Here is a 25712-nt window from a genome sequence, read left to right as displayed (position 1 = left end):
CGGGCTCGTGGCAGTCTTGACGCGTGACCGACTCGTCCGCTTCCCCCGCCACCTCGACCGATTCCGAGCTCGAGTGGCTGACCGTCCCCGACCTCGTGGAGCTGACCGGGCTCGGCGCCGGCCGGGTCCGCCGCCTCCTCGAGGAGCGCCACCTGCTCGGCACCCGCCGCGACGGCGTGCTGAAAGTCCCCGCCCTCTTCCTCCGCGACGGGGAGCCGATGAGCGAGATCCGCGGCACCGCGATCCTGCTCGCCGACTCCGGCTTCACCGACGACGAGGCGGTCGACTGGATGCTGACGGTCGAGGAGAGCCTGGGCACGAGCCCGATCGTCGCCCTCCGCGCCGGCCGCAAGGCCGAGGTCCGGCGGGTCGCCCAGGCCCTGGCCTGATCCCGCCGGTCCGCTCCTAGGAGGTGCGGACCGTGACCTGGGCGGCCAGCTCGCGCAGCTCCGCCACGCCCTCCGTGCGGAGCGGCGCGTCGGGGAGGACCGCGATCGCCGCGGCCACCTCCTGGTCGATGCGCTCCTCGAGCCGCTCGAGGGCGCCGCTGCCCGCGATGATCTCCTGCGCCCGCGCGATGGACGCCGCGTCGGCGTCGCTCCGGCCCACGACCGCGTCGAGCTCGGCCCGCTCGCCCGGCGAGCACGCGCCGCGGGCGAGGCCGAGCAGCACGGTGCGCTTGCCCTCCCGCAGATCGTCGCCGGCCGGCTTGCCCGTCACTGCCGGGTCGCCGAAGACTCCGAGGACGTCGTCGCGCAGCTGGAAGGCGATCCCGACCGGGAGCCCGAAGCGGCGCAGGGCGTCCAGCTGAGCGTCGTCGCCGCCGGCGAGGGAGCCGCCGATCACCAGCGGCGCCTCGATGCTGTACTTCGCGCTCTTGTAGACCACCACCCGCTCCGCCCGCTGCAGGTGCTCGTGCTCGGGGTGCTGCACCCACGCGCTCTCCTCGAGGATGTCGAGGTACTGGCCCAGCGTGACCTCGGTGCGCATCAGGTTGAACTCCGCGCGCGCGCGCTCGGCTGCGACTCGATCCCCGAGCGACCACTCCGCCGCGGCGAAGATCTCGTCCGACCAGACCAGGAGGAGGTCGCCGAGGAGGATCGCGGAGGAGCGGCCGAACTCGTCGCGGTCGCCGGTCCAGCCGCCGTCGGCGTGGAAGGAGGAGAAGCGCCGGTGGGCCGCGGGAGCGCCGCGGCGGGTGTCGGAGTTGTCGATCACGTCGTCGTGGACGAGGGCGGCGGCGTGGAACAGCTCCAGCCCGGCGCCCACCCTCGCGATCGGATCGGAGTCGCTCGGATGGGCCTCGCTCGAGGTGCTCGACACCGCGTTCCAGCCCGCCTCGCAGAAGCGCGCGCGGAACCGCTTGCCCCCGCTGAGAAAGTCCCGCGAAAGGTCGCCGAGGGCGGAGACGTCCTCTCCTATGGAGCGCAGAATTGGCGTGCGCCCGGTGAGGAATTCATCGATTCGGAGCTGGACGCGATCGACCAGTCGAGAGCTGTGGTTCACCCGACCAGCCTATGCACCGAAGGTGCCTGGTGCCTGCGTCGGGCTCGGACTACACTGAAGCGCCGCCCGACCGGTCGAGCCCAGACGCCGCCTATTCCGGTGCCGATCCCCGAAAGGGTCGACGCCGCACCCTGAAGGGGTCACGATGCCGCTTTCGGAACACGAGCAACGGCTCCTCGATGAGATGGAGCGGAACCTCTACCAGAACGACGCCGATTTCGTGGCGGCGGTCGGCAAGGGACGCGGCGGCACCAACTACCGGGCCCTCGTGCTCGGCATCCTCCTCGGCATCCTCGGTCTCGCCGTGCTCGTCGCGGGAGTGGTCGTGCGCCAGCCCCTCGTCGGCATCCTCGGGTTCGCCTTCATGCTCGGCGGCGTGATCGTGGCCATGCGCCCGGCCGCCGGCGGCTCCTCCGAGCCCGGCCTGCCCGACGTCGGCCGTCCGTCGAAGCCCCGCTCGGGCAACCGCCAGGGGTCCGGCTTCATGGACCGTTTGAACGACAGGTGGGACAACCGCGGAGACGGACGCGGCTAGCCTCCCATCCGCTCCACCACAGGGTCGATCCTCACGGATCGGCCCTTTTTTCGTGCCCGCGGCCTCCCTCCCGCGGCATTCCCCCTCCACTTCGCCCCACTGTCGCGATTCCGCGGAAACACGCGGATGACCGGGGCCTCTCCGGCGCGCCCCGCGCCGCGCCGGGGTTGTGAGTGGGGGGAAGTGGAGTACTGTGGAGGACACACCATCCTTGGCCGGAAGAAGTGGGGGGCAGTCCGTGTTCCTCGGCACCTATTCCCCCAAGCTCGACGAGAAGGGCCGCGTGATCCTCCCCGCCAAGTTCCGCGACGAGCTCTCCTCCGGAGTCGTCGTCACGCGCGGCCAGGAGCGGTGCCTGTACGTGTTCAGCCAGGCCGAGTTCGAGGTGATGCACGAGAAGATCCGGCAGGCGCCGGTGACCAGCAAGCAGGCGCGGGACTTCCTCCGGGTGTTCCTCTCGGGCGCGAGCGCCGAGACGCCGGACAAGCAGAACCGCGTGACTCTCCCGGCTCCGCTGCGTGCGTACGCGGGCCTCGACCGCGACCTCACCGTCATCGGAGCGGGCAACCGCGCCGAGATCTGGGCGCAGGGCGCCTGGGAGACCTACCTGCAGGAGCAGGAGTCCGTGTTCTCCGACACCCAGGAGGAGGTGATCCCCGGCCTGTTCTAGGTCCTGTCGCGCGACTCCCAGCCACTCGGCGCCCGGACGCACCTTCCCCGGTGTCCGGACGCGAGGTGGATGGGGATCGGACGACAGGAACGGGAACGGCGGGACCGCCATGGCAGAGAACACTCCGAAGGGCGCTCCGCGCCCGACCGAGGAGCGGCACCTCCCGGTGCTGCTCGAGCGCTGCGTCGAGCTCCTGGCTCCGGCACTGGAGCGCGACGGGGCGGTCGTCGTCGACGCGACGCTCGGCATGGGCGGGCACTCGCTCGCGCTGCTCGAGCGCTTCCCCGGCCTGCACCTCGTGGGCCTGGACCGCGACCCCGAGGCGCTGCAGCTCGCGGGGGAGCGGCTCTCCGCCCACGCCTCCAGGATCGACCTCGTGCACGCCGTCTACGACGAGCTGCCCGACGTGCTCGACGAGCTGGGCATCGACACGATCGACGGTGCGCTCTTCGACCTCGGCGTCTCCTCGCTCCAGCTCGACGAGACCGAGCGCGGGTTCTCCTACTCCAAGGACGCGCCGCTCGACATGCGGATGGACTCGACCGCCCCGCTCACGGCGGCGAGCATCCTCGCCGACTACGACGAGACCGCCCTGCGCCGCATCTTCCACGAGTACGGCGAGGAGCGCCTCGCCGCGCGCTACGCCAAGAAGATCGTGGAGGCCCGCCGCGACGCTCCGCTGGAGCGCTCCGGCCGTCTCGTCGAGATCATCCAGGCGGCGACCCCGGTCGCGATCCAGCGGAACGGCCACCCCGCCAAGCGCGTCTTCCAGGCGCTGCGGATCGAGGTCAACCAGGAGCTGTCCGTCCTCGAGCGGGCGATCCCCGCCGCCCTGGGCCGGATCAACGAGGGCGGGCGGATCGTCGTCGAGGCGTACCAGTCGCTCGAGGACCGGATCGTCAAGCGCGCGCTCCAGGCAGCGTCCTCCTCCACCGCCCCGGCCGGCCTCCCGATGGAGCTGCCGGAGCACCGACCCGAGTTCCGACTCGTCATCCGCGGAGCCGAGCTCGCCTCCGACGACGAGAAGGCCCGCAACCCCCGAGCGACACCCGTGCGTCTGCGCGCGGCCGAGAGGATCAGGAGCACCGCATGAGCGCCACCGCCGTCATCGACCCCGCCGTCATCGACCCCGCCGTCATCGACACCGCCCGCCGAGCACGCCCCGAGGAGGAGGCGCCCCGCCCCCGCATCGAGGCCGTCCCGGCCGGTCAGGCGCAGTCGCGCCCGAAGCTCGTCTACGGGATCGTCGCCGTCGCCGGCCTCTTCGCGATCATCGTCGTCCAGCTCCTGGTGAGCGTCGGCCTCTCGCAGGGGGCCTACCAGATCTCGGCGCTGCAGACCGAGCAGAAGTCGCTCACCCGCAGCAACGCGGAGAAGCAGGACGCCGTCGACACGCTGAGCTCGCCGCAGAACCTCGCCACCGCCGCGCAGGGCCTGGGGATGGTCGCCAACACCGCGCCGGTCTACCTCCGCCTCTCGGACGGCGCCGTGCTGGGCGACCCCTCCTCCGCCGCGTCGAGCGAAGTCGCGGGCACCGCCTCCGCGCCGCTCGTGCCCAACGCCCTCGTCCCGGCTCTCCAGCCCGGCGCGAGCGCGTCCTCCCCGGCTGTCGACGGCGCGGCCGTACCGTTGCAGGGCGAGCTGCCCGCGCCCATCACGCACTGACGCACGGCGTCGCGGTCCGCCTCCGTGCGGGCACCCGCCCCGCGGGGCGCACGGCGACCATCCGGACCCGACGAACGGCGGCCCGCCCGCCCGGAGCAAGAAGGACACCGCCGCAGTGAGACACCACCGCTCGAGCAGACGCCGCACGGCCGTCACGTTCGTCATCATCGTCGCCGTCGTCGGACTCTTCATCGGCAAGCTGGTGGACATCCAGATCGTGCGGGCGAACGAGCTCACCGATGCGGCCGCCCAGAACCAGTCGAACAGCGTCGTCACCTACGGCCAGCGCGGCCCCATCGTGGACCGCTCCGGGACGGTGCTCGCGGACACCACCACGCGCTACCGGCTGACGACCTCGCCGAAGAACGTGGCCGAGTTCCCGCGCGAGCTGGGCGAGGACCAGAAGGTCATGGTCAGCGTGCAGCAGGCCGCCTCCGAGATCGGCGCGATCACCGGGCAGTCGGTCGAGCAGATCACCGGAGCGGTGGACGCCGCGCTCGCGAAGGACGCGAAGGCCAACTACCTGATCCTCTCGGAGGGGCTCGACCTCGAGGCCTACCAGAAGCTCGTCGCGCTCGACATCCCGTGGACCTACTTCGAGACCCAGCAGGGACGCAGCTACCCCAACGGCGCGGTGGCCGGCAACCTCGTCGGCTACGTCGGGGCGGACGGAGCGGCCCAGGAGGGCATGGAGTACGCGGAGAACACCTGCCTCGCGGGGCAGAACGGGTCCGAGAGCTACGAGCGCAGCGCCGACTACGTCCGGATCCCGGGCAGCACCGTCTCGGAGACCCCGGCCGTCGACGGCGGGACGCTGAAGCTCACCATCGACTCCGACCTCCAGTACTACTCCCAGCAGGTCCTCTCGCAGCGCGTCGCCGAGGTCGGCGGCAGCTACGGGATCGTCGTGGTGCAGGAGGTCAAGACCGGCAAGCTGCTCGCCGTGGCCGAGACGCCGACCGTCGACCCCAACAACGTCGAGGCGAGCGCCTCCGCCGACCGCAGCTCGCGCGCCTTCCGCGCGCCGTTCGAGCCGGGCTCGACCTTCAAGCCGATGACGGCCGCGATGCTGATCGACCAGGGCCAGGCGGGCCCGACGACCCAGGTCGTCGTCCCGGACTCCTTCGAGAAGGACGGCGCCTCGTTCAGCGACGACTTCGCGCACACCCCGACGAACTACACGCTGACCGGCATCCTCAAGGACTCGTCGAACGTCGGCATCTCGATGCTCGGCTCCCGCCTGTCGGCCCAGACCCGCTACGACTACCTGCAGAAGTTCGGTCTCGGCACGCCCACCACGAGCGGCTTCCCCGGCGAGGAGGGCGGCCTGCTCGCCGACTACCAGGACTGGGACAACCAGACGAACTACACGACGATGTTCGGCCAGGGCGTCTCGGCGACCGCGGTGCAGGTCGCGAGCATCTACCAGACGCTCGGCAACGGCGGAGTGCGGCTCCCGTCGCAGCTGATCGACGGCTGCACCACGGCCGACGGCTCCGTCGTGGACGTCCCCGATGCGACGGGCACCCAGGTGGTGTCGAGCTCGGCCGCGAAGCAGGTCGTCGACATGCTGCAGACGCACTACAACGAGGGCTGGCTGGCGAACGACATCCACGTCGACGGCTACAACATCGCCACCAAGACCGGTACCGCGCAGCAGCCCGACGGCAAGGGCGGCTACTCGAAGAGCTACACCGTCTCGCTCGCCGGGCTCGCGCCGGCGGAGGACCCGGAGTACGTCGTGACGGTCACCATCGCCGATCCGGTTAAGATGAACACGTCCCAGGCGACGGCTCCCGTCTTCCAGCAGGTCATGACCCAGGTGCTCAAGACCAACCGGGTGGAGCCGTCCACGGTGCCGCCCGTCGAGTACCCGACGACGTGGTGAGCCCCGCCGGGACCACGATCCACGCACCAGAACGAGAGAAAGAGCGGGCAGTGCACGACCCTCGCCCGCAGTCCTCCCTCCGCCCCGAGCACCCCGTGCCGCGGAGTCTCTCGCAGCTCGTGGCCGAGTTCTCCCTCGGCCCGGTCCGCGGCCTCGAGGGCGTCGAGGTGAGCGGAGTCACGCTGGACTCGAACCAGGTCGAGTCCGGAGACCTCTACGTCGGTGTCGCAGGACGCCGTGCCCATGGCGCGGCCTTCGCGTCGGCCGCCGCGGCGTCCGGAGCCGTCGCCGTGCTGACCGACCCGGCCGGAGCGGAGCTCGCCGCCGACAGCGGCCTGCCCGTGCTGGTGACCCCCGACCCGCGGGCCGCCCTCGGCGACGTCGCCGCGTGGATCCACCGCACCCGCGAGGACGTCCCGACGCTCTTCGGCGTGACGGGGACCAACGGCAAGACGAGCGTCGTCTACATCCTCGACGCGCTGCTGCGCCGGCTCGGAGTCGTCTCCGGCCTCAGCTCCACCGCCGAGCGCCGGATCGGCGACGTCGCCGTGGTCAGCTCGCTGACCACTCCCGAGGCGAGCGAGCTGCACGGCCTGCTCGCGCGGATGCGCGAGTCCGCCGTCCGCGCGGTCTCCATCGAGGTGTCGGCGCAGGCGCTCACGCGGCACCGGATCGACGGCCTCGTCTTCGACGTCGTCGGCTTCACGAACCTCAGCCACGACCACCTCGACGACTACTCCGATCTGCGCGAGTACTTCGAGGCCAAGGCCGACCTCTTCGAGCCGGAGCGCGCACGCCGCGGCGTCGTCACGGTCGACAGCGCCTGGGGGCGCGAGCTCGCCGAGCGCAGCCGCATCCCCGTCGCGACGCTCGCCGGCTCGCCGGTCGTCGGAGTCGCCCCGACGACGCCCGCCGACTGGTCGATGACGGTGCTGGACGCGACGCCCGACAGCACCACCTTCCGCCTGGAGGGGCCCGAGAACCGCTCCGTCGTCGTCACCGTCTCGCTGATCGGCTGGTACATGGCGTCCAACGCCGCGCTGGCGATCGTGATGCTGGTGGAGTCGGGCTTCGACCTGGACGCCGTCGCGCACGCGCTCGAGGACAGCCGTCTCGACGTCTACATCCCGGGCCGCGCAGAGCTCGTCTCGGGGGAGCGCGGACCGCGCGTCTACGTCGACTACGGCCACACCCCCGACGCGTTCCAGAACGCGCTCGAGGCGCTGCGGTCCATCACGCCCGGCCGCCTGTTCATGGTGTTCGGGGCGGACGGGGACCGCGACACGACCAAGCGGAGCGACATGGGCGCCATCGCCGCCCGCCTCGCCGACGTCGTGGTCGTCACCGACTTCCACCCGCGCTGGGAGGATCCGGCCGCCATCCGCGCCGCGCTCCTCCAGGGCGCCCGGGCCGCCGTGCCCGACCGGGAGATCCACGAGATCGCCGACCCGCGCGCCGCCGTGCGCGCCGCCGTCGCCCTCGCGCGCGAAGGGGACTCGATCCTCTACGCCGGGCCCGGCCACGAGGACCACCAGGAGATCGCAGGAGTGCACATGCCGTATTCGGCCAGAGACGACGTCCGTCACGCGCTGCGCGAGGCGGGCTGGCTGTAGATGATCGCCCTCACCCTCACCGAGATCGCCGAGGCCGTCTCCGGACGCCTCCACCTGGCCGGCTCGTCCGCCACGGCCGCCACCGTGATCGACGGAGCGACCGAGACCGACTCCCGCGAGATCGCGCCCGGCGGGATCTTCGTCGCCAAGCGCGGCGAGCACACCGACGGCCACCTCTTCGCTCCCGCCGCTCTCGAGCGCGGTGCCGCGCTCCTCATCGTGGAGCGCCCGCTCGACCTCGACGTGCCGCAGGTCCTCGTCGACGACTCCGTCGAGGCGCTCGGAGCGCTGGCGACCGAGGTCGTCCGGCGCGTCCGCGCGAAGGGCGGGCTCACCGTCATCGGCGTCACCGGCTCGAACGGCAAAACGACGACCAAGAACCTCCTCCGCACCGTCCTCGAGCGGGTCGGCGAGACGGTCGCTCCGCGCGGATCCTTCAACAACGAGGTCGGCGCGCCGATCACGATGCTCCAGGTCTCCGAGTCGACGCGCTTCCTCGTCGCCGAGATGGGCGCGAGCGCGGTCGGCGAGATCCGCCGCCTCGTCCGGATGGCCAGGCCCGACGTCGGCGTCGTCCTCGCCGTGGGCCTCGCGCACGCCGGCGAGTTCGGCGGGATCGAGCGCACGCTCGAGGCCAAGACCGAGATGGTCGCCGACCTCACCGCCGACGACGTCGCCGTGCTGAACGCCGACGACGGCCGGGTCGCCTCGATGGCGGGCCGCACCGCCGCCCGGGTCCTCTGGTTCGGCCGCGGCGAGAGCGCGGACGTCCGCGCCGTCGACATCGACGCGACCGCCGACGGCACCCGCTTCGCCATCGAGGTCTCGGCGGGGGAGGGCCGCGAGGCCGCTCGCGCCGAGCTCCTGCTGCGCGTCCTCGGCGAGCACCACGTGATGAACGCCCTCGCGGCGACCGCCGCCGCGCTCTCGGTCGGAGTGGCGCTGCCCGCGATCGTCGAGGCTCTCGCGACCGTCACCCTCGCCGAGCGCGGCCGCATGGAGGTCCTGGGCGGCGAGGACGTCCGCGTCATCAACGACGCGTACAACGCGAGTCCCGACTCCACCGCGGCCGCCCTGCGCACCCTCGCCCAGATCGCGAAGCCCGGGGGGCGCACCGTCGCCGTCCTGGGAGAGATGAGCGAGCTCGGCGAGTGGGCCGACGAGGAGCACGAGCGCGTGGGCCTGCTGGCCGTCCGCCTCAACATCTCCCAGATCGTGGTGGTGGGCCGAGGCGCCCGCCGGATCCACGTCGCGGCCGAGCGCGAGGGATCGTGGAGCGGCGAGTCCGTCTTCGCGGAGACCTCCGACGAGGCGTTCAACCTCCTCGAGGACTACCTGCGACCCGGCGACACCGTGCTGGTCAAGTCGTCCAACTCCGCGGGGCTGCGCTTCCTCGCCGACCGTCTCGGGGAGCGTCACCGATGAGGGCACTCCTCCTGTCCGGCGCGTTCTCGGGAGCCTTCACGCTCCTGATGACGCCCCTGTTCATCCGCCTCTTCCACCGCCTGCAGTGGGGCCAGTTCATCCGCGAGGACGGACCGAAGTCGCACCACGTCAAGCACGGCACGGCGACGATGGGCGGCATCGTCATCATCATCGGTACCGTGGTCGGCTACTTCCTCGGGATGCTGTTCGGCAACCGGGCGATCGCGCCGTCGGCCCTGCTGGTGCTCTTCATGATGGTCGGGCTCGGACTCGTCGGCTTCGTCGACGACTTCCTGAAGACCCGCAACCAGCGCAGCCTCGGCCTCGGCGGCTGGGCGAAGATCGCCGGCCAGGTCATCGTCGCCGCGGCCTTCGCGGTGATCGCGATCATGGTCCGCGACTCCAACGGGCTCACCCCCGCGTCCACCTCGATCTCGTTCATCCGCGACCTGCCGTTCGACTTCGCCTCCCTCGGCTGGATCGGCATCGGCCTGTTCGTGCTGTGGATCTGCATCATCGTCACCAGCACGTCGAACGGCGTGAACGTCGCCGACGGGCTCGACGGACTCGCGACCGGGTCCTCGATCCTCGCGATCGGCTCCTACGTCATCATCGGGTTCTGGCAGTCGAACCAGTGGTGCTTCGACCAGCACCTCAACCCCGAGGTCGTCGACAAGTGCTACCAGGTGAGCGACCCGTTCGACCTGGCCATCATCGCGGCGGCCGTCTCCGGTGCCCTGGTGGGCTTCCTCTGGTGGAACACCTCGCCGGCGCAGATCTTCATGGGCGACACCGGCTCGCTCGGCCTCGGCGGCGCGCTCGCGGCCCTGGCGATCCTCACCCGCACCGAGCTGCTGGTCATCCTCATCGGCGGCCTGTTCGTCATCGTGACCGGCTCGGTCATCCTCCAGCGGATCTACTTCAAGCTGACCCGGGGCAAGCGCATCTTCCTGATGAGCCCGCTCCACCACCACTTCGAGCTCAAGGGCTGGGCCGAGATCACCGTCGTGGTCCGGTTCTGGATCATCGCCGGCATCTTCGTCGCCGCCGGAGTCGGGCTCTTCTACCTGGAATGGCTGTCGCTGGCATGACCGATCCCGCCCGTCCCGACTCCCTCCGCAGCTGGCACTCGGACTGGCGCGGCCTGCGCGTCGCCGTGCTGGGCCTGGGCGTCACCGGGTTCTCGGTGGCCGACACCCTGACCGAGCTCGACTCCGAGGTGCTGGTCCTCGCCGACCGCGCCGACGAGGAGCGCGAGCGCCTGCTCGAGGTGATCGGCGCCCGCCTGCACCGGGCCGACCGCCTCGACTCCGCTCCGGAGGAGCTTCACGCGTTCTCACCGGAGCTGGTCGTGGTGTCGCCCGGCTTCCGGCCGACGCACCCGATCCTCGTGTGGGCGGCGGAGTCCGGGATCCCCGTGTGGGGCGACGTCGAGCTCGCCTGGCGTGTCCGCGACAAGGTCGTGCGCGCCGACGGCACTCCGGCCGACTGGGTGGCCGTCACCGGCACCAACGGGAAGACCACGACCGTCCAGCTCACGGCGACGATGCTCGTGGCCGGCGGCCTCCGCGCCGCCCCCTGCGGCAACATCGGCGTGCCCGTGCTCGACGCGGTCCGCGACCCGCAGGGCTTCGACGTCCTCGTCGTGGAGCTCTCGAGCTACCAGCTGCACTACCTGGGCGCGATCGAGCCGATCGCGAGCGCGTGCCTCAACATCGCCGACGACCACCTCGACTGGCACGGCTCGTTCGACGCCTACCGCGCGGCCAAGGGCAAGGTCTACGCCGGCACCCGCGTCGCCTGCGTGTACAACCGCGCCGACGCGGCGACCGAGCAGATGGTCCTCGACGCCGAGGTGGTGGAGGGCGCCCGGGCGATCGGGTTCGGCCTCGGCGTGCCCGGCCCGAGCGACTTCGGGATCGTCGACGGCATCCTCTGCGACCGCGCCTTCCTCGAGGACCGCCGCACCAGTGCCCTCGAGATCACCACCGTGGACGAGCTCGCCGAACGGAACCTCGCCGCTCCGCACATCGTCCAGAACGTGCTCGCCGCGGCAGCGCTCTCCCGAGCGTGCGGGATCGAGGTCACGGCCGTCCGCACCGCGCTGGCGTCCTTCGAGCTCGACGCCCACCGCATCCAGGTCGTCGCCGAGCACGACGGGGTGACCTGGGTGAACGACTCCAAGGCCACGAACCCGCACGCCGCCGACGCCTCGCTGCGCGCGTACCCGTCGGTCGTCTGGGTCGTCGGCGGCCTGCTCAAGGGCGTCGACGTGGACGCCCTCGTGGCCGCGCACGTCGGCCGCCTGCGGGGCGCCGTGGTGATCGGCGCCGACCGCTCGGCGCTGCTCGCGGCATTCCGACGACACGCGCCCGCCCTCCCCGTGAGCGAGGCGGTGCCGGACGACACTGGTGCGGTGATGCAGGCGGCCGTCGAGGCGGCCGCGACGCTCGCCCGCTCGGGGGACGTCGTCCTGCTCGCACCCGCCGCGGCCTCGATGGACCAGTTCCTCGACTACGCGGCTCGGGGCCGCTCCTTCGCGGCCGCCGTGGCGACACACCTGGGAGGGGGAGCCGATGACCGCTCCGACGACGAGCCGCCCCGCGGGCCGCTCGCGCACTGAGCCGCGCGGGAAGGACCGGAGCGGGGCCCGCTCCGCGCGGATCGTCCTGTCGAAGGTCTTCGCCTCCCACTCGCCGAACTTCTACCTCCTCTTCGGCACCACGCTCTTCCTGGTGCTGTTCGGACTGACAATGGTGCTCTCCTCCTCGTCGGTCACCTCCTACGTGTCGAGCGACGACTCCTTCGGCGGCTTCCTGCGCCAGGGCGGGTTCGCCCTCCTCGGGATCCCGATGATGCTGGTGGTCTCGCGGCTGCCCCTCGGCGTGTGGAAGCGCGTGACGCCGATCCTGCTCATCGCCGGCTGCGTCCTCCAGTGCCTCGTGCTCTTCACGCCGCTCGGCGACTCCGTCGGCGGGAACCGCAACTGGATCCGACTCGGCGCCTTCAGCATGCAGCCCTCCGAGATCATCAAGCTCGCGCTCGCCCTCTGGCTGGGGCTCCTGCTCGCCCGCCGCTACCGGTCGCCGAAGGACTGGAAGGACGCGCTCATCCCCGTCCTGATCGTCGGCGGCGCAGCGATCGGACTGGTCCTCATCGGAGGCGACCTGGGCACGGTCGTGATCATGGCGGGCATCGTCCTCGCCGCGCTCTTCTACGCGAACGTCCAGATGAAAGTCCTCGTGCCGATCGTGGTGGTCGGTGCGATCGGAGCGGTGCTGTTCGCCGTCTCCAGCGACAACCGCCTCACCCGGATCATGTCCTTCCTCGGCGACTGCTCCAACGTCGAGGAGTACCAGAACTCGTGCTGGCAGCCGGTGCACGGCACCTGGGCGATGGCCTCCGGCGGGATCTTCGGCGTGGGCCTCGGCAACTCCAAGGCCAAGTGGTCCTGGCTGCCCGCCGCGGACAACGACTACATCTTCGCCATCATCGGCGAGGAGCTCGGGCTGATCGGAGCGATCGTCGTCCTGGCGCTGTTCGTGGTCCTCGCGGTCGCCTTCTTCCGCGTCATCCACGCGTCCTCCGATCCGTTCGTGCGGATCAGCACCGGCGCGATCATGGTCTGGCTGATCGGCCAGGCGTTCGTCAACATCGGCGTCGTCCTGGGGGTGCTCCCGGTGCTGGGGGTCCCGCTGCCGCTGATCTCCTCCGGAGGCACCGCCCTGCTCAGCTCGCTCCTCGCCATCGGCGTCGTCCTCTCCTTCGCCCGCACTCAGACCGCGCCCCTGCCCGGCGCGGGCGTGCTGCGCCGCAGGAAGGCGGCGGCGGAGTGACCCGCTACCTCCTCGCCGGCGGCGGCACCGCCGGCCACGTCAATCCGCTGCTCGCGACGGCCGACGAGATCCGCAGGCGGAACCCGGACGACGAGGTGCTCGTGCTCGGCACCGCCGAGGGGCTCGAGGCCCGCCTCGTCCCCCTCCGCGGCTACGAGCTCTCGGTGATCCCGCGGCTGCCGTTCCCGCGCCGTCCGAACGCGGCGGCGCTGCGGTTCCCCGGAGCCTTCCGTGCGACCATCGCCGGCATCGTCCGGACGATCCGCGACCGGCGGATCGACGCGGTGGTCGGCTTCGGCGGGTACGCGGCAGCACCCGCCTACCTGGCGGCGCGCCGCGCCGGCGTCCCCTTCACCGTCCACGAGGCCAACGCGCGCCCCGGGCTCGCCAACCGTCTCGGCGCGCGCGCGACCCGCTCGGTCGGCGTGGCCTTCGAGGGCACGCCCCTGCCGCACGCGCGGGTCGTCGGCATGCCGCTGCGCCGCGAGATCGCCGAGCTCGACCGGGCCGCGCGCCGCGACGAGGCGATGGCGGCGCTGGGTCTCGACCCGTCCCGGCAGACCCTCCTGGTGACCGGCGGCTCCCTCGGCGCTCGACGGATCAACGCGACGGTGCACGCCGCCGCCCGGGATCTCGTCGCCACCGGCTTCCAGGTCCTCCACATCACGGGCGACCGCGCCGAGATCACGGACCCGGGGGTGGCCGGCTACCACCTCCTCGCCTACTGCGACCGGATGGACCTCGCGCTGTCCGCCGCGGACGTGGCCGTCTCCCGCGCGGGGGCAGCGACGGTCAGCGAGCTGACAGCCCTCGGCCTGCCCGCGGTCTACGTCCCGTACCCGGTCGGCAACGGCGAGCAGCGCTACAACGCGCGCGGCGTCGTCGACGCCGGGGGAGCGGTCCTCGTCGAGGACGCCGCCTTCCTCCCCGGCTGGGTCCAGCGGGAGCTCGTACCGCTCCTGGGCGACACCGCCCGTCGCGACGAGATGGCGCGCCGGGCCGCCCGCGTGGGAGTCCGCGACGGCTCCGGGCGGCTCGTCGACCTGATCGAGTCGACCCTCTCCGACCCGCGCTGAGCCCGCTCCGCGCGGCTCGGGAGAGCACTCCCGCCCACCGTCTACACTGATCCGGCGCACCGCGGGAGGCCCCTCCCGCCCGCCGCGACCCACCCGAAAGCGAGAGCCCCGTGATCAAGCCCGACCTCGGCATCACCGTCCCCGACGAGCTCGGCTCGGTCCACTTCATCGGCATCGGCGGCTCCGGGATGAGCGGGATCGCCCGGCTGTTCCACCACGCCGGGCACCGGGTCACCGGTTCCGACGTCCGCGAGTCCCACCCCATCGAGCAGCTGCGGGAGCTCGGCGTCCCGGTCGCCATCGGCCACGACGCGGCGAACCTCGGGGACGCCGAGGCGGTCGTCGTCACCTCCGCCCTGTGGCCCGACAATCCGGAGTACCTGCTCGCGAAGGAGCGCGGCCTGCCCGTGCTGCACCGCTCGCAGGCCCTCGCCTGGCTGGTGCGCGGCAAGCGCCTGGTCGCGGTCGCCGGAGCGCACGGCAAGACCACGTCGACCGGGATGATCGTCACCGGCCTCCTCGGCGTCGACGCCGACCCCAGCTTCGTCAACGGCGGCATCATCGAGAGCCTCGGCACCTCCTCCGCCGCCGGCTCCGGCGAGGTCTTCGTCGTCGAGGCCGACGAGTCGGACGGCAGCTTCCTCCTGTACGACACCGCGGTCGCCCTCATCACGAACGTCGACCCGGACCACCTCGACCACTACGGATCGCTGGAGGCGTTCGAGGAGGCCTTCGTCACCTTCGCCTCCTCCGCGAGTGAGCTCGTCGTCATCTCCTCCGACGACCCCGGCGCCGTCCGCGTCACCGAGCGGCTGGACGGCGGACGGGTGCTGACCTTCGGCGAGGCCGAGGGGGCGGACGTCCGCGTCGTCGACCTCGACCTCGTCGGCCCCGTCGGCTTCTCGGTCGAGTACGAGGGCAGGCGCTACTCGGCCCGCCTCCGCATCCCCGGCCGGCACAACGCGATCAACGCGGCCGGCGCGTTCGCAGTGCTGGTGGGCCTGGGCTTCGATCCGGCCGCCTCGCTCGAGGCCGTGTCGGCGTTCGGAGGCACGGAGCGCCGTTTCGAGCTGCACGGAGCGGTCCGCGGAGTCAGCGTCTACGACGACTACGCCCACCACCCCACCGAGGTGGCCGCCGCCCTCTCCGCCGCGCGCACCGTGGTCGGCGAGGGCCGCATCATCGCCGTGCACCAGCCGCACCTCTACAGCCGCACCCGCCTCTTCGCCCGCGAGTTCGCCGAGACGCTCGAGCGCTACGCCGACGAGACGATCGTCCTCGACGTCTACGGGGCGCGCGAGGATCCGGAGCCCGGAGTGACCGGAACGCTGGTCAGCGAGAAGTTCGCCGACCCGTCGCACGTCTCGTTCGTCCCGGACTGGGCGGAGGCGGCCCGCCTCGCGGCCGGCATCGCGCGCGAGGGCGACTTCGTCATCACCCTCGGCTGCGGCGACGTCTACCGGATCATCCCGCAGGTGCTCGAGTCGCTCGGCGCGAGCGAGGCCGCGCCGGTCGCACGATGACCGCGGTCCTCGCGCCCGAAGCGGGGGAGCGGCCGTGAAGCGGCCCGACGGCGGACGCCCTCCGGCGCGCGGTCGGAGCGTCCCCACGCGCGGCGGCGAGCCGGAGCCGGACACCGAGCCGATCCGGATCGTCCCCGCGATCCGCGTGGACCCGGAGCCGGCCGAGCGAACTCCGTCGCGCGCGGGCGCGGTCCGCCGCACCCTCTCGGGCCTGCGTCTGCCCGGTGCCGAGAACCGGGCCGTCTCCCGGGCCGCCCGCGAGCGGAGGCGCTACGAGCGGGGGGAGGTCCGCCGCTTCACGAAGCGCGCGCGTCGGCGCCGCCTGATCGCCCTGGTCGTGGCCGGGTCGCTCGTCGCCCTCGCCCTGATCGTCGGAGTCGCGGCCTTCTCGCCGCTCATGGCCGTGCGCACGATCGAGATCTCGGGCACCCAGCGCGTCGACGCCGCCGCCCTGCAGAGCGAGCTCGACGACCAGCTCGGCGTCCCGCTCACCCTGGTGGACCGGGACGAGGTCGGCCGCGTGCTGGGCGCGTCCCCGCTCATCCAGAGCTACTCGGTGCAGACCCGGCCGCCGAGCACCCTCGTGGTGTCGATCGTCGAGCGCACGCCCCTCGGCGTGATCGCGGCGGGGGGCCGCTTCGAGCTCGTGGACGCGGCCGGAGTCGTCATCGAGACGGCGGACTCGGCGCAGCCCGGCTACCCGGTCCTCACCACCGCGTCCGGCGACGCCTCGGGAGCCGGCTTCCGCGCGACCGCGCGGGTGCTGCGCTCCCTGCCCGCATCGCTCGCTCCGCAGGTGACGGCCGCCACGGCCACGACCGGCGACGACGTCTCGCTCACCCTGCAGAACGGCACGGAAGTCGTCTGGGGCGGGTCGGACGAGTCGGCGCTCAAGGCCGTCGTGCTCGAGAAGCTGATGGCCGCGACCGACCCCGCCGTCGTCGGCACCTACGACGTGTCCTCGCCCCAGGCCGCCGTCGTGGCGCCCCGGCCTTGACCGGCGGCGGATCCGCGCGTTCTTTCGAGCGTTGCGGGCGTGTCTGCTGGGAGCGCGACCGGACTCCGCCTACCGTCGGAGCCGAACCCCAAATGCATACTCAGCATAACTTTAAGCCTCAACTACAGGTTTAAGGTTCAGCCCGGAGGCCGGAGACGTGACTTCAAACCAGAACTACCTCGCCGTGATCAAGGTCGTCGGCATCGGCGGTGGCGGCGTCAACGCCGTCAACCGCATGATCGAGCTCGGCCTGCGCGGTGTCGAATTCATCGCGATCAACACGGACGCCCAGGCGCTCCTGCTCAGCGACGCCGACGTCAAGCTCGACGTGGGCCGCGAGCTGACCCGCGGACTCGGCGCCGGCGCCGACCCCGAGGTCGGCCGCCGCGCCGCCGAGGACCACGCCGAGGAGATCGAGGAGGTCCTCGCGGGGGCCGACATGGTCTTCGTCACCGCGGGCGAGGGCGGCGGTACCGGCACCGGCGGCGCGCCCGTCGTCGCGCGGATCGCCAAGTCGATCGGCGCCCTCACCATCGGCGTCGTGACCAAGCCCTTCGGGTTCGAGGGACGCCGTCGGCAGACGCAGGCCGAGGCCGGCGTCGCGACGCTGAAGAACGAGGTCGACACGCTCATCGTCGTTCCGAACGACCGCCTGCTCGAGATCAGCGACCGCGGCATCTCGATGCTCGAGGCCTTCGCGACCGCCGACCAGGTGCTCCTCGCCGGCGTCCAGGGCATCACCGACCTGATCACCACGCCCGGCCTGATCAACCTCGACTTCGCCGACGTGAAGTCGGTCATGCAGGGCGCGGGCTCGGCGCTGATGGGCATCGGCTCGTCGCGCGGCGCCGATCGCGCGATCAAGGCGGCCGAGCTGGCCGTCGCCTCACCGCTGCTCGAGGCCAGCATCGACGGCGCGCACGGCGTGCTCCTCTCGATCCAGGGCGGCTCGAACCTCGGCATCTTCGAGATCAACGACGCGGCGCGCCTCGTCCAGGAGGCGGTGCACGCCGAGGCGAACATCATCTTCGGTGCCGTGATCGACGACACGCTCGGCGACGAGGTGCGCGTCACCGTCATCGCCGCGGGGTTCGACGGCGGAGAGCCGGGCGGAACCGCTCAGGCCGCAATCGCCCAGCCGCGCCAGCAGCAGAGCTCGGCGAGCGAGTCGGCCGCCGAGCCCGTCCCGGCTCCCGCAGCCGCCCCTGCGGCCGGCTCGATCTGGTCGAGCACCCCCGTCGCCGCCCCGGCCCCTGTCGCCGACCCGTCCTTCGACGACGACGACAGCGACCTGGACATCCCCGACTTCCTCAAGTAGTCGTGCCGGATCCGGAGCTGGCCGCGCGCTGGGCCGAGGTCTCCGAGCGGGTCGCCGACGCGACCCGCTCGGCCGGTCGCGAGGCGTCCTCGGTCACGACCATCGTGGTGACCAAGTTCCACCCCGCGTCGCTGCTCCGCGACCTCCTCGAGCTGGGCGTCGTCGACTTCGGCGAGAACCGGCACCAGGAGGCGCAGGAGAAGTCGGCCGAGCTGGCGGGGACCGCTGCGCGCTGGCACTTCATCGGGCAGCTCCAGAGCAAGAAGGCGCGCCAGGTGCGCCGCTACGCCGACGCGGTCCACTCCGTCGACCGGCTCGCGCTCGTCCCGCTGCTGGAGGCGGGGGAGGAGCCGCTCGACGTGTTCCTGCAGGTCAACCTCACCGAGGATCCCGACCGCGGGGGAGCGTCGCCCGCCGACGTCGAGCCCCTCGCCGAGGCTCTCGCCGGGGCGCCCGGCCTCACGCTGCGCGGCGTGATGGCGGTCGCTCCGCTGGACGAGGAGCCCCGTCCGGCTTTCGCCCGGCTCCGGTCGATCTCCGACCGCGTGCGCGCCGTCGAGCCCTCCGCCACGGCGATCTCGGCGGGCATGTCGAACGACTTCGCCGAGGCGATCGCGGAGGGTGCGACACACCTGCGAATCGGATCGGCAATCACCGGAGAACGCCCCGCCCGCACCTAACCTCGTGGTGACCCACCTGTGGGAGCACACACGACACGGAGGACACCCCATGGCCAACCCGCTGAAGAAGACGATGGTCTACCTCGGACTCGCCGACGAAGAGGTCGAGTACGAGCGCGCAGAGCCCGTCGAGGCGGCCCCGGCGACGGCCCACCGCGCACCGGTCTCCCCGGTGCAGCCCGTCCCTCCCGTCGAGCCGGTGCAGCAGCCCCGCGCGACGGTCACCCCGCTCCGCAAGCCCACCCCCCAGACCCCGAAGGCGACGGCACCCGCCGAGATGAACGAGATCCTCACCGTCCACCCGAAGCAGTACCGCGACGCGCAGGTCATCGCGGAGAACTTCCGCGACGGCATCCCCGTGATCATCAACCTCTCGCAGATGAGCGATGCGGACGCCCGCCGCCTCATCGACTTCGCGAGCGGACTCTCGCAGGGCCTCTACGGCCGCATCGAGCGCGTGACGAGCAAGGTCTTCCTGCTCTCGCCGTCGCACATCACCGTCGCCGGCGACTCCGCCTCCGCCGAGAGCGACGCCGACGCGTCGTTCTTCGCGAAGTCCTGATCCCGGGGAGCCCTGGCCCCCGGTGACCTCCGTCGTCTCGCTCCTCGGGAGCGTCCTGTACTTCGTGCTGCTGCTCTACTTCTTCGCGATGTGGGCGCGGTTCGTGCTCGACCTCGTCCGCGTGATCCGACGGGACTGGCGCCCCCGCGGTGCCGGCCTCGTCGCCGCGGAGGGCGTCTACACCGTCACGGACCCGCCGATCGGCTTCTTCCGACGCTTGATCAAGCCGGTCTCGATCGGTCCGATCGCCCTCGATTTCGGCTGGAGCCTCACCATGCTCTGCGTCATCGTGGGCATGTACATCGCCACGTGGCTCCAGCGCGCCTGACCGTCCCTGTATCGTTGGCACGTCCGGACGTTCCCCGCGGTGTCAGCACTGCGCCGTGCGCCTGAAGTTGCTAGCTTTAGTCGCGCGTTGTTAAACGTGTACCTACTTGAAATCGAAGGTGGAAAGCCATGGCGCTCACTCCCGAAGACGTTGTCAACAAGCGGTTCCAGCCGACCAAGTTCCGTGAGGGATACGACCAGGACGAGGTCGACGACTTCCTCGACGAGGTCGTCGTGGAGCTCCGCCGCCTGAACCAGGAGAACGAGGAGCTTCGTCAGCGCCTGTCCTCCGGCGACAGCCGCCCCTCGGACGCCCGAGTCTCCGACGCCCCGCGCGAGAGCACTCCTGCTCCCGCCCCGGTGGTCGACGAGGCACCCGAGCCGGAGCCGCAGCCCGAGCCCGAGCCCACCCCGGCTCCCGCACCGGTCGTCGCTCCCGTCAGCTCCTCGCAGTCGGCTCCGGTCGACGAGGCCGAGAGCTCCAGCGGACTCCTGCAGCTCGCCCGCCGCCTCCACGAGGAGCACGTGCGCGAGGGTGCCGAGAAGCGCGACGCGCTCGTCGCCGAGGGCCGTGCCACGGCCGCCCGCATCGTCGCCGAGGCCGAGGCCAAGCAGCGCCAGCAGGTCGCGAAGCTCGAGGAGGAGCGCGCGACGGTCGAGCACCGCATCGACGAGCTCCGCACCTTCGAGCGCGAGTACCGCCAGAAGCTGAAGAGCTACATCGAGGGCCAGCTCCGCGACCTCGACACCCAGCCGGCGTCGACGGAGTCCTCGCTGTCGGGCTTTGGGGCGTAGTCCCGCCGCAGCGGACGTCAGGCCGAGGGTGCTCGTCACCCTCGGCCTCGTCGCGCTCGCGGTCTTCGCGATCGATCAGACCGCGAAGTTCCTGGTCACGACGAACCTGACCCTGGGCGAGGACGTCCACGTCCTCGGCGACGTCCTGATCCTGCACTACGTGAAGAACCCGGGTGCCGCCTTCTCCCTCGCGAGCGGGTCGACCTGGATCTTCTCGATCATCGCGGCGTGCGTCGTCGTCGCCGTGATCTGGTTCTCGCGCCGGATCCGCTCCACCGCGTGGGGCGTCTTCTTCGGCCTGCTGCTCGGCGGCACCCTCGGCAATCTCTTCGACCGGCTGTTCCGAGAGCCCTCCTTCGGGCTCGGACACGTCGTCGACTTCCTCTTCACGCCGTGGCTGCTCCCGGCGATCTACAACGTCGCCGACATCGCGATCTGCACGGCGATGGCGCTGTTCGTCCTCCTGAGCGTGCGGGGCGTCGGCCTCGACGGCACCCGCGAGCGCGCGGGCCGCGACGAGCAGGAGCAGGTCGCGTCCGAGGACGGCGCTCCCGCCACCCCCGGAGCGGGCGCCCCCGCAGCGGCCTCCTCCGTCGAGGAGGCGGCCCGCGACGCCGACCGCCCCGGCGGACGCTGATGGCGCAGTCCCGAGAGCTGCCGGTCCCGGACGGGCTCGACGGCCTCCGCGTGGACGCGGCCGTCGCGAAGCTGCTCGGCTTCTCGCGCACCTTCGCGGCCGAGGTCGCCGAGGCGGGCGGAGTGAGCGCCGACGGACGGGTCCTCGACAAGAGCGACCGCGTGCACGCCGGAACCTGGCTGAGCGTCGAGTGGAGCCCGCGCGAGGAGCCGCGGATCGTGCCGATGGCGGTCCCCGGCCTCGGCATCGTGCACGACGACGACGACATCGTGGTGATCGACAAGCCCGTCGGAGTGGCCGCGCACCCCGCCGTGGGCTGGGAGGGACCGACGGTGCTCGGCGCCCTCGCCGCCGCGGGCTTCACCGTGTCGACCTCCGGTGCGGCCGAGCGCGCGGGCATCGTGCACCGGCTCGACGCCGGCACGAGCGGCCTCATGGTCGTCGCGAAGTCCGAGCGCGCCTACACGCACCTCAAGCGCGCGTTCCACGACCGCACGGTCGAGAAGGTCTACCACGCGGTCGTGCAGGGCCACCCCGACCCGCTCGCCGGCACGATCGACGCCCCGCTCGGCCGCCACCCGTCCTCGGACTGGAAGTTCGCGGTCCGCGCCGACGGCAAGCCCTCGGTGACCCACTACGAGACGATCGAGGCCTTCCCGTTCGCCTCCCTCCTCGAGATCCACCTCGAGACCGGCCGCACCCACCAGATCCGCGTGCACATGGCCGCCCAGCGCCACCCGTGCGTCGGCGACGCGATGTACGGCGCCGATCCGACCCTCTCGAAGCGGCTCGGCCTCACCCGCCAGTGGCTCGACGCGGTCCGGCTCGGCTTCACCCACCCGGGCTCGGGGGAGTGGGTGCAGTTCGAGGCGTCCTACCCCGAGGACCTGGTGCACGCCCTCGAGGTGCTGCGCGGGGAGTGATCCGCGCTCTCCCGGCCGGACCCGCGTCCGGCGCGGTTAGACTTCTTCCCGCCGTGTCCACGGGCCCTCCCTTGTCGCCGGCCATCCCTCCCCTGCCCGCAGTCCGCCGGAGGCGCATCCTTGCCGAGTAACGATTCCTTCGTCCACCTCCACGTGCACAGCGAGTACTCGATGCTCGACGGTGCAGCGCGGGTGAAGCCGCTGATCGACGCGGCGGTCGAGGAGGGCATGCCGGCCATCGCCGTGACCGACCACGGGAACGTGTTCGGCGCCTTCGACTTCTGGCGCACCGCGACGGCGGCGGGGATCAAGCCGATCATCGGCACCGAGGCCTACCTCACACCGGGGACGCACCGCTCCGACAAGACCCGCATCCGCTGGGGCGACGGCGGAGGGGACGACGTGTCCGGCTCCGGCGCGTACACCCACATGACGCTGCTCAGCTCGACCACGACGGGCATGCACAACCTCTTCCGCCTCTCCTCGCGCGCGTCGATCGAGGGCTACTACTTCAAGCCGCGCATGGACCGCGAGATCCTCTCGCAGTACTCCGAGGGCCTGATCGGCACCACGGGCTGCCCGAGCGGCGAGGTCCAGACGCGCCTGCGTCTCGGCCAGTACAAGGAGGCCCGCCAGGCGGCCGCCGACTACCGCGACATCTTCGGCAAGGAGAACTTCTTCGCCGAGATCATGGATCACGGCCTCGACATCGAGCGGCGGGTGATCGGCGACGTCATCCGGCTCGCGAAGGACCTCGACCTCCCGCTGGTCGCCACCAACGACCTGCACTACACGCACGCGCACGACGCGACCTCGCACGCGGCGCTGCTCTGCGTGCAGTCCGGAACCACCCTCGACGACCCCAAGCGCTTCAAGTTCGACGCGGACGAGTTCTACCTCAAGTCGCCGCGCGAGATGCGCCAGGTCTTCCGCGACCACCCCGAGGCCTGCGACAACACGCTCCTCATCGCGGAGCGCTGCGACGTCCAGTTCGACACCTCGGCGAACTACATGCCCCGCTTCCCGGTGCCGGAGGGCGAGACGGAGGACACCTGGTTCGTGAAGGAGGTCGAGGCCGGACTGCGCGAGCGCTACCCGGACGGCATCTCCCAGGAAGTGCGCGACCGGGCGGACTACGAGACCCGCGTCATCCTGCAGATGGGCTTCCCCGGCTACTTCCTCGTCGTCGCCGACTTCATCAACTGGTCCAAGCGCAACGGGATCCGCGTCGGTCCCGGCCGCGGCTCCGGTGCCGGCTCGATGGCGGCCTACGCCATGAAGATCACCGACCTCGATCCGCTGCGCCACGGCCTGATCTTCGAGCGCTTCCTCAACCCCGACCGCGTGTCCATGCCCGACTTCGACGTCGACTTCGACGACCGTCGCCGCGGCGAGGTCATCCGCTACGTCACCGAGAAGTACGGCGACGAGCGCGTCGCGCAGATCGTCACCTACGGCACCATCAAGGCGAAGCAGGCTCTCAAGGACGCCTCGCGCGTCCTCGGCTTCCCGTTCGGGATGGGCGAGAAGCTGACGAAGGCCATGCCGCCCGCGATCATGGGCAAGGACATCCCGCTCAGCGGCATCAACGACCCCGCCCACGCGCGCTACAAGGAAGCGCTCGACGTGCGCAACGTCATCGCCGAGGACCCGCAGGCCAAGCTGGTCTTCGACACCGCGCTCGGACTCGAGAACCTCAAGCGCCAGTGGGGCGTGCACGCGGCCGGCGTCATCATGTCCAGCGATCCGCTGCTCGACATCATCCCGATCATGAAGCGGGAGCAGGACGGCCAGATCGTCACGCAGTTCGACTACCCCGCGTGCGAGTCGCTCGGGCTGATCAAGATGGACTTCCTGGGGCTGCGGAACCTCACGATCATCGACGACGCCCTCGACAACATCCGCGCCAACCGCGGACAGGACCTCGTGCTCGAGGACCTCGAGCTCGACGACCAGGCCGCCTACGACCTCCTCGCGCGTGGCGACACGCTCGGCGTCTTCCAGCTCGACGGCGGCCCGATGCGCGGGCTTCTCCGGCTGATGAAGCCCGACAACTTCGAGGACATCTCCGCAGTCCTCGCGCTCTACCGGCCGGGCCCGATGGGCGCCGACTCCCACACCAACTACGCGCTGCGGAAGAACGGCGTGCAGGAGATCACCCCGATCCATCCGGAGCTCGAGGAGCCGCTCTCGGAGGTGCTCGGAGGGACCTACGGCCTGATCGTGTACCAGGAGCAGGTCATGTCGATCGCGCAGAAGCTCGCGGGCTTCACGCTCGCGCAGGCCGACCTGCTGCGGCGCGCGATGGGCAAGAAGAAGAAGTCTGAGCTGGACAAGCAGTTCGAGGGCTTCTCGGGCGGCATGATCGCCAACGGCTACTCGATGGAGGCCGTCAAGACCCTCTGGGACATCCTGCTGCCCTTCTCCGACTACGCCTTCAACAAAGCGCACTCGGCGGCGTACGGCGTCGTCTCCTACTGGACGGCGTACCTCAAGGCGCACTACCCCGCGGAGTACATGGCCGCGCTGCTCACCAGCGTCGGCGACTCCAAGGACAAGATGGCCGCCTACCTCAACGAGTGCCGGCGGATGGGGATCAAGGTGCTCCCGCCGGACGTCAACGAGTCGATCGGCTTCTTCACCGCCGTCGGCACCGACATCCGCTTCGGCCTCGGCGCCGTCCGCAACGTCGGCATGAACGTCGTCGAGGGCATCCGGGCCGCCCGCGAGGAGAAGGGGCGCTTCGAGACGTTCCACGACTTCCTCCGCAAGGTGCCGCTGCAGGTGACCAACAAGCGCACCATCGAGTCGCTGATCAAGGCCGGCGCCTTCGACTCGCTCGGCTCGACGCGCCGCGCCCTGGTCGAGGTGCACGAGGACGCCGTCGAGGCGGCGGTGGGGGAGAAGCGCAACGAGGCGAACGGCCAGGTCGGCTTCGACTTCGACAGCCTCTGGGACGAGCCGCAGGCCGCGATCCAGGTGCCCGAGCGGCCCGAATGGGCCAAGCGCGACAAGCTCGCCTTCGAGCGCGACATGCTCGGGCTCTACGTGTCCGACCATCCGCTCGCCGGACTCGAGACCGAGCTCGCCAAGCACTACAGCACCACGATCGCCGACCTGCTGATCTCGGAGACGATCGCCGACGGCGAGACCGTGGTCATCGCGGGCCTCGTCACGAGCGTCCAGCACCGCATGGCCAAGGCCTCCGGCAACCAGTACGGGATGATCCAGGTCGAGGACTTCGGCGGCGAGATCACCTGCATGTTCATGGGGAAGGCGTACCAGGAGTTCGCCCCGGCGCTCACGAACGACTCCATCGTCGTCGTCAGAGGCCGCGTCAGCATGCGCGACGACGGGATGAACCTGCACGCGTTCAGCCTGTTCGCCCCCGAGATGAGCCAGGACGGCGACTCGGGACCGCTCACCGTCTCGATGCCCGAGTCGCGCGCGACCACCGACACGGTCTCGCAGCTCAGCGACGTGCTCATCCGCCACTCCGGCCAGACCGAGGTGCGGCTGAAGCTCATCAAGGGCGAGACGGCCCGCGTGTTCGAGGTGCCGTTCCCCGTGCGCATCACCCCGGACCTCTTCGGCGAGCTGAAGAGCCTGCTGGGGCCGAACTGTCTGTATTGAATTCCGAGCCGGTCCCTGCCCGGCTCGGCGCGGTCGGCTGGGGAGGGTGGCCGGGTCGGTGAGAGCGTCGTGCGTCCGGCTACGGCGATCCGCTCGCACGCGG

The 25712-nt window shown here is 71.4% G+C and carries 23 protein-coding genes; 22 read left to right on the top strand and 1 reads right to left on the bottom strand.

Annotation, left to right across the window (positions count from 1 at the left end):
• The first annotated feature begins 23 nt into the window (after nt 1-23).
• Nucleotides 24-389: an Rv2175c family DNA-binding protein gene (locus tag GTU71_RS05945; RefSeq protein ID WP_104222583.1), complete on the top strand. Its 366-nt coding sequence runs from the start codon at nt 24-26 to the stop codon at nt 387-389.
• 16 nt (nt 390-405) lie between these two features.
• On the opposite strand, the gene GTU71_RS05940 is transcribed toward GTU71_RS05945, so the two are convergent.
• Nucleotides 406-1506: a polyprenyl synthetase family protein gene (locus GTU71_RS05940; RefSeq protein ID WP_159939472.1), complete on the bottom strand. Its 1101-nt coding sequence runs from the start codon at nt 1504-1506 to the stop codon at nt 406-408.
• A gap of 145 nt (nt 1507-1651) precedes the next feature.
• Here GTU71_RS05940 and GTU71_RS05935 point away from each other — a divergent pair, with 145 nt between their 5' ends.
• From GTU71_RS05935 to dnaE, 21 genes are all read left to right on the top strand, one after another.
• Nucleotides 1652-2041 carry a DUF3040 domain-containing protein gene (locus tag GTU71_RS05935; protein WP_104233350.1) on the top strand — a complete coding sequence of 130 codons (390 nt, stop codon included), beginning with the start codon at nt 1652-1654 and terminating at the stop codon, nt 2039-2041.
• Nucleotides 2042-2279: 238 nt separating this feature from the next.
• Nucleotides 2280-2711, top strand: a complete 432-nt coding sequence (gene mraZ, locus GTU71_RS05930; protein WP_104222586.1) for a division/cell wall cluster transcriptional repressor MraZ — start codon at nt 2280-2282, stop codon at nt 2709-2711.
• Between the two features lie 109 nt (nt 2712-2820).
• Nucleotides 2821-3804, top strand: a complete 984-nt coding sequence (rsmH, locus tag GTU71_RS05925; protein WP_104354519.1) for a 16S rRNA (cytosine(1402)-N(4))-methyltransferase RsmH — start codon at nt 2821-2823, stop codon at nt 3802-3804.
• Entirely contained in the window at nt 3801-4376 is a 576-nt protein-coding gene (locus GTU71_RS05920) for a hypothetical protein (RefSeq protein ID WP_104295644.1), read from the top strand. Before rsmH ends, GTU71_RS05920 begins: the two co-directional genes overlap by 4 nt.
• A gap of 115 nt (nt 4377-4491) precedes the next feature.
• On the top strand, nt 4492-6264 hold the full coding sequence (locus GTU71_RS05915; RefSeq protein WP_244229623.1) for a penicillin-binding protein 2: 1773 nt from the start codon (nt 4492-4494) through the stop codon (nt 6262-6264).
• 50 nt (nt 6265-6314) lie between these two features.
• A complete protein-coding gene (locus tag GTU71_RS05910) occupies nt 6315-7877 on the top strand; it encodes a UDP-N-acetylmuramoyl-L-alanyl-D-glutamate--2,6-diaminopimelate ligase (protein WP_104222589.1) in 1563 nt (520 codons plus the stop codon).
• Entirely contained in the window at nt 7878-9302 is a 1425-nt protein-coding gene (murF, locus tag GTU71_RS05905) for a UDP-N-acetylmuramoyl-tripeptide--D-alanyl-D-alanine ligase (RefSeq protein ID WP_159939471.1), read from the top strand.
• Nucleotides 9299-10393 (top strand): phospho-N-acetylmuramoyl-pentapeptide-transferase, encoded by a 1095-nt coding sequence (mraY, locus tag GTU71_RS05900; protein WP_104222591.1) that lies wholly within the window; start codon nt 9299-9301, stop codon nt 10391-10393. The genes murF and mraY overlap by 4 nt, the downstream gene beginning before the upstream one ends.
• On the top strand, nt 10390-11925 hold the full coding sequence (gene murD, locus GTU71_RS05895; protein WP_159939470.1) for a UDP-N-acetylmuramoyl-L-alanine--D-glutamate ligase: 1536 nt from the start codon (nt 10390-10392) through the stop codon (nt 11923-11925). The genes mraY and murD overlap by 4 nt, the downstream gene beginning before the upstream one ends.
• Complete coding sequence (gene ftsW, locus GTU71_RS05890) at nt 11879-13138, top strand: putative lipid II flippase FtsW (protein WP_104222593.1); 1260 nt, start codon at nt 11879-11881, stop codon at nt 13136-13138. Before murD ends, ftsW begins: the two co-directional genes overlap by 47 nt.
• Nucleotides 13135-14214, top strand: coding sequence for an undecaprenyldiphospho-muramoylpentapeptide beta-N-acetylglucosaminyltransferase (murG, locus tag GTU71_RS05885; RefSeq protein ID WP_159939469.1), 1080 nt, complete (start codon nt 13135-13137; stop codon nt 14212-14214). The genes ftsW and murG overlap by 4 nt, the downstream gene beginning before the upstream one ends.
• Nucleotides 14215-14324: 110 nt before the next feature.
• A complete protein-coding gene (murC, locus tag GTU71_RS05880) occupies nt 14325-15737 on the top strand; it encodes a UDP-N-acetylmuramate--L-alanine ligase (protein ID WP_159939468.1) in 1413 nt (470 codons plus the stop codon).
• A 34-nt stretch (nt 15738-15771) separates the two neighbouring features.
• Nucleotides 15772-16734, top strand: coding sequence for a cell division protein FtsQ/DivIB (locus tag GTU71_RS05875; protein ID WP_104328910.1), 963 nt, complete (start codon nt 15772-15774; stop codon nt 16732-16734).
• Nucleotides 16735-16891: 157 nt separating this feature from the next.
• Complete coding sequence (gene ftsZ, locus GTU71_RS05870; RefSeq protein WP_104222597.1) at nt 16892-18052, top strand: cell division protein FtsZ; 1161 nt, start codon at nt 16892-16894, stop codon at nt 18050-18052.
• A 2-nt stretch (nt 18053-18054) separates the two neighbouring features.
• Entirely contained in the window at nt 18055-18732 is a 678-nt protein-coding gene (locus tag GTU71_RS05865) for a YggS family pyridoxal phosphate-dependent enzyme (RefSeq protein ID WP_159939467.1), read from the top strand.
• Between the two features lie 49 nt (nt 18733-18781).
• Entirely contained in the window at nt 18782-19294 is a 513-nt protein-coding gene (gene sepF, locus GTU71_RS05860; protein WP_104222599.1) for a cell division protein SepF, read from the top strand.
• A gap of 22 nt (nt 19295-19316) precedes the next feature.
• Nucleotides 19317-19622, top strand: a complete 306-nt coding sequence (locus GTU71_RS05855) for a YggT family protein (RefSeq protein ID WP_258059242.1) — start codon at nt 19317-19319, stop codon at nt 19620-19622.
• A 128-nt stretch (nt 19623-19750) separates the two neighbouring features.
• Nucleotides 19751-20416, top strand: coding sequence for a DivIVA domain-containing protein (locus tag GTU71_RS05850; protein ID WP_104222600.1), 666 nt, complete (start codon nt 19751-19753; stop codon nt 20414-20416).
• Nucleotides 20417-20444: 28 nt separating this feature from the next.
• Entirely contained in the window at nt 20445-21053 is a 609-nt protein-coding gene (lspA, locus tag GTU71_RS05845) for a signal peptidase II (RefSeq protein WP_104283727.1), read from the top strand.
• The gene (locus GTU71_RS05840; RefSeq protein ID WP_104328909.1) at nt 21053-21976 is read left to right on the top strand and encodes an RluA family pseudouridine synthase; all 924 of its coding nucleotides are present in this window, start codon (nt 21053-21055) and stop codon (nt 21974-21976) included. The genes lspA and GTU71_RS05840 overlap by 1 nt, the downstream gene beginning before the upstream one ends.
• A 120-nt stretch (nt 21977-22096) precedes the next feature.
• On the top strand, nt 22097-25609 hold the full coding sequence (dnaE, locus tag GTU71_RS05835) for a DNA polymerase III subunit alpha (RefSeq protein ID WP_159939466.1): 3513 nt from the start codon (nt 22097-22099) through the stop codon (nt 25607-25609).
• The last annotated feature ends 103 nt before the right edge of the window (nt 25610-25712 follow it).

Origin of the sequence: Rathayibacter sp. VKM Ac-2762 (assembly GCF_009866585.1) — a bacterium.
GTDB lineage: Bacteria > Actinomycetota > Actinomycetes > Actinomycetales > Microbacteriaceae > Rathayibacter.
This window is presented reverse-complemented; position numbering and strand designations above follow the sequence as displayed.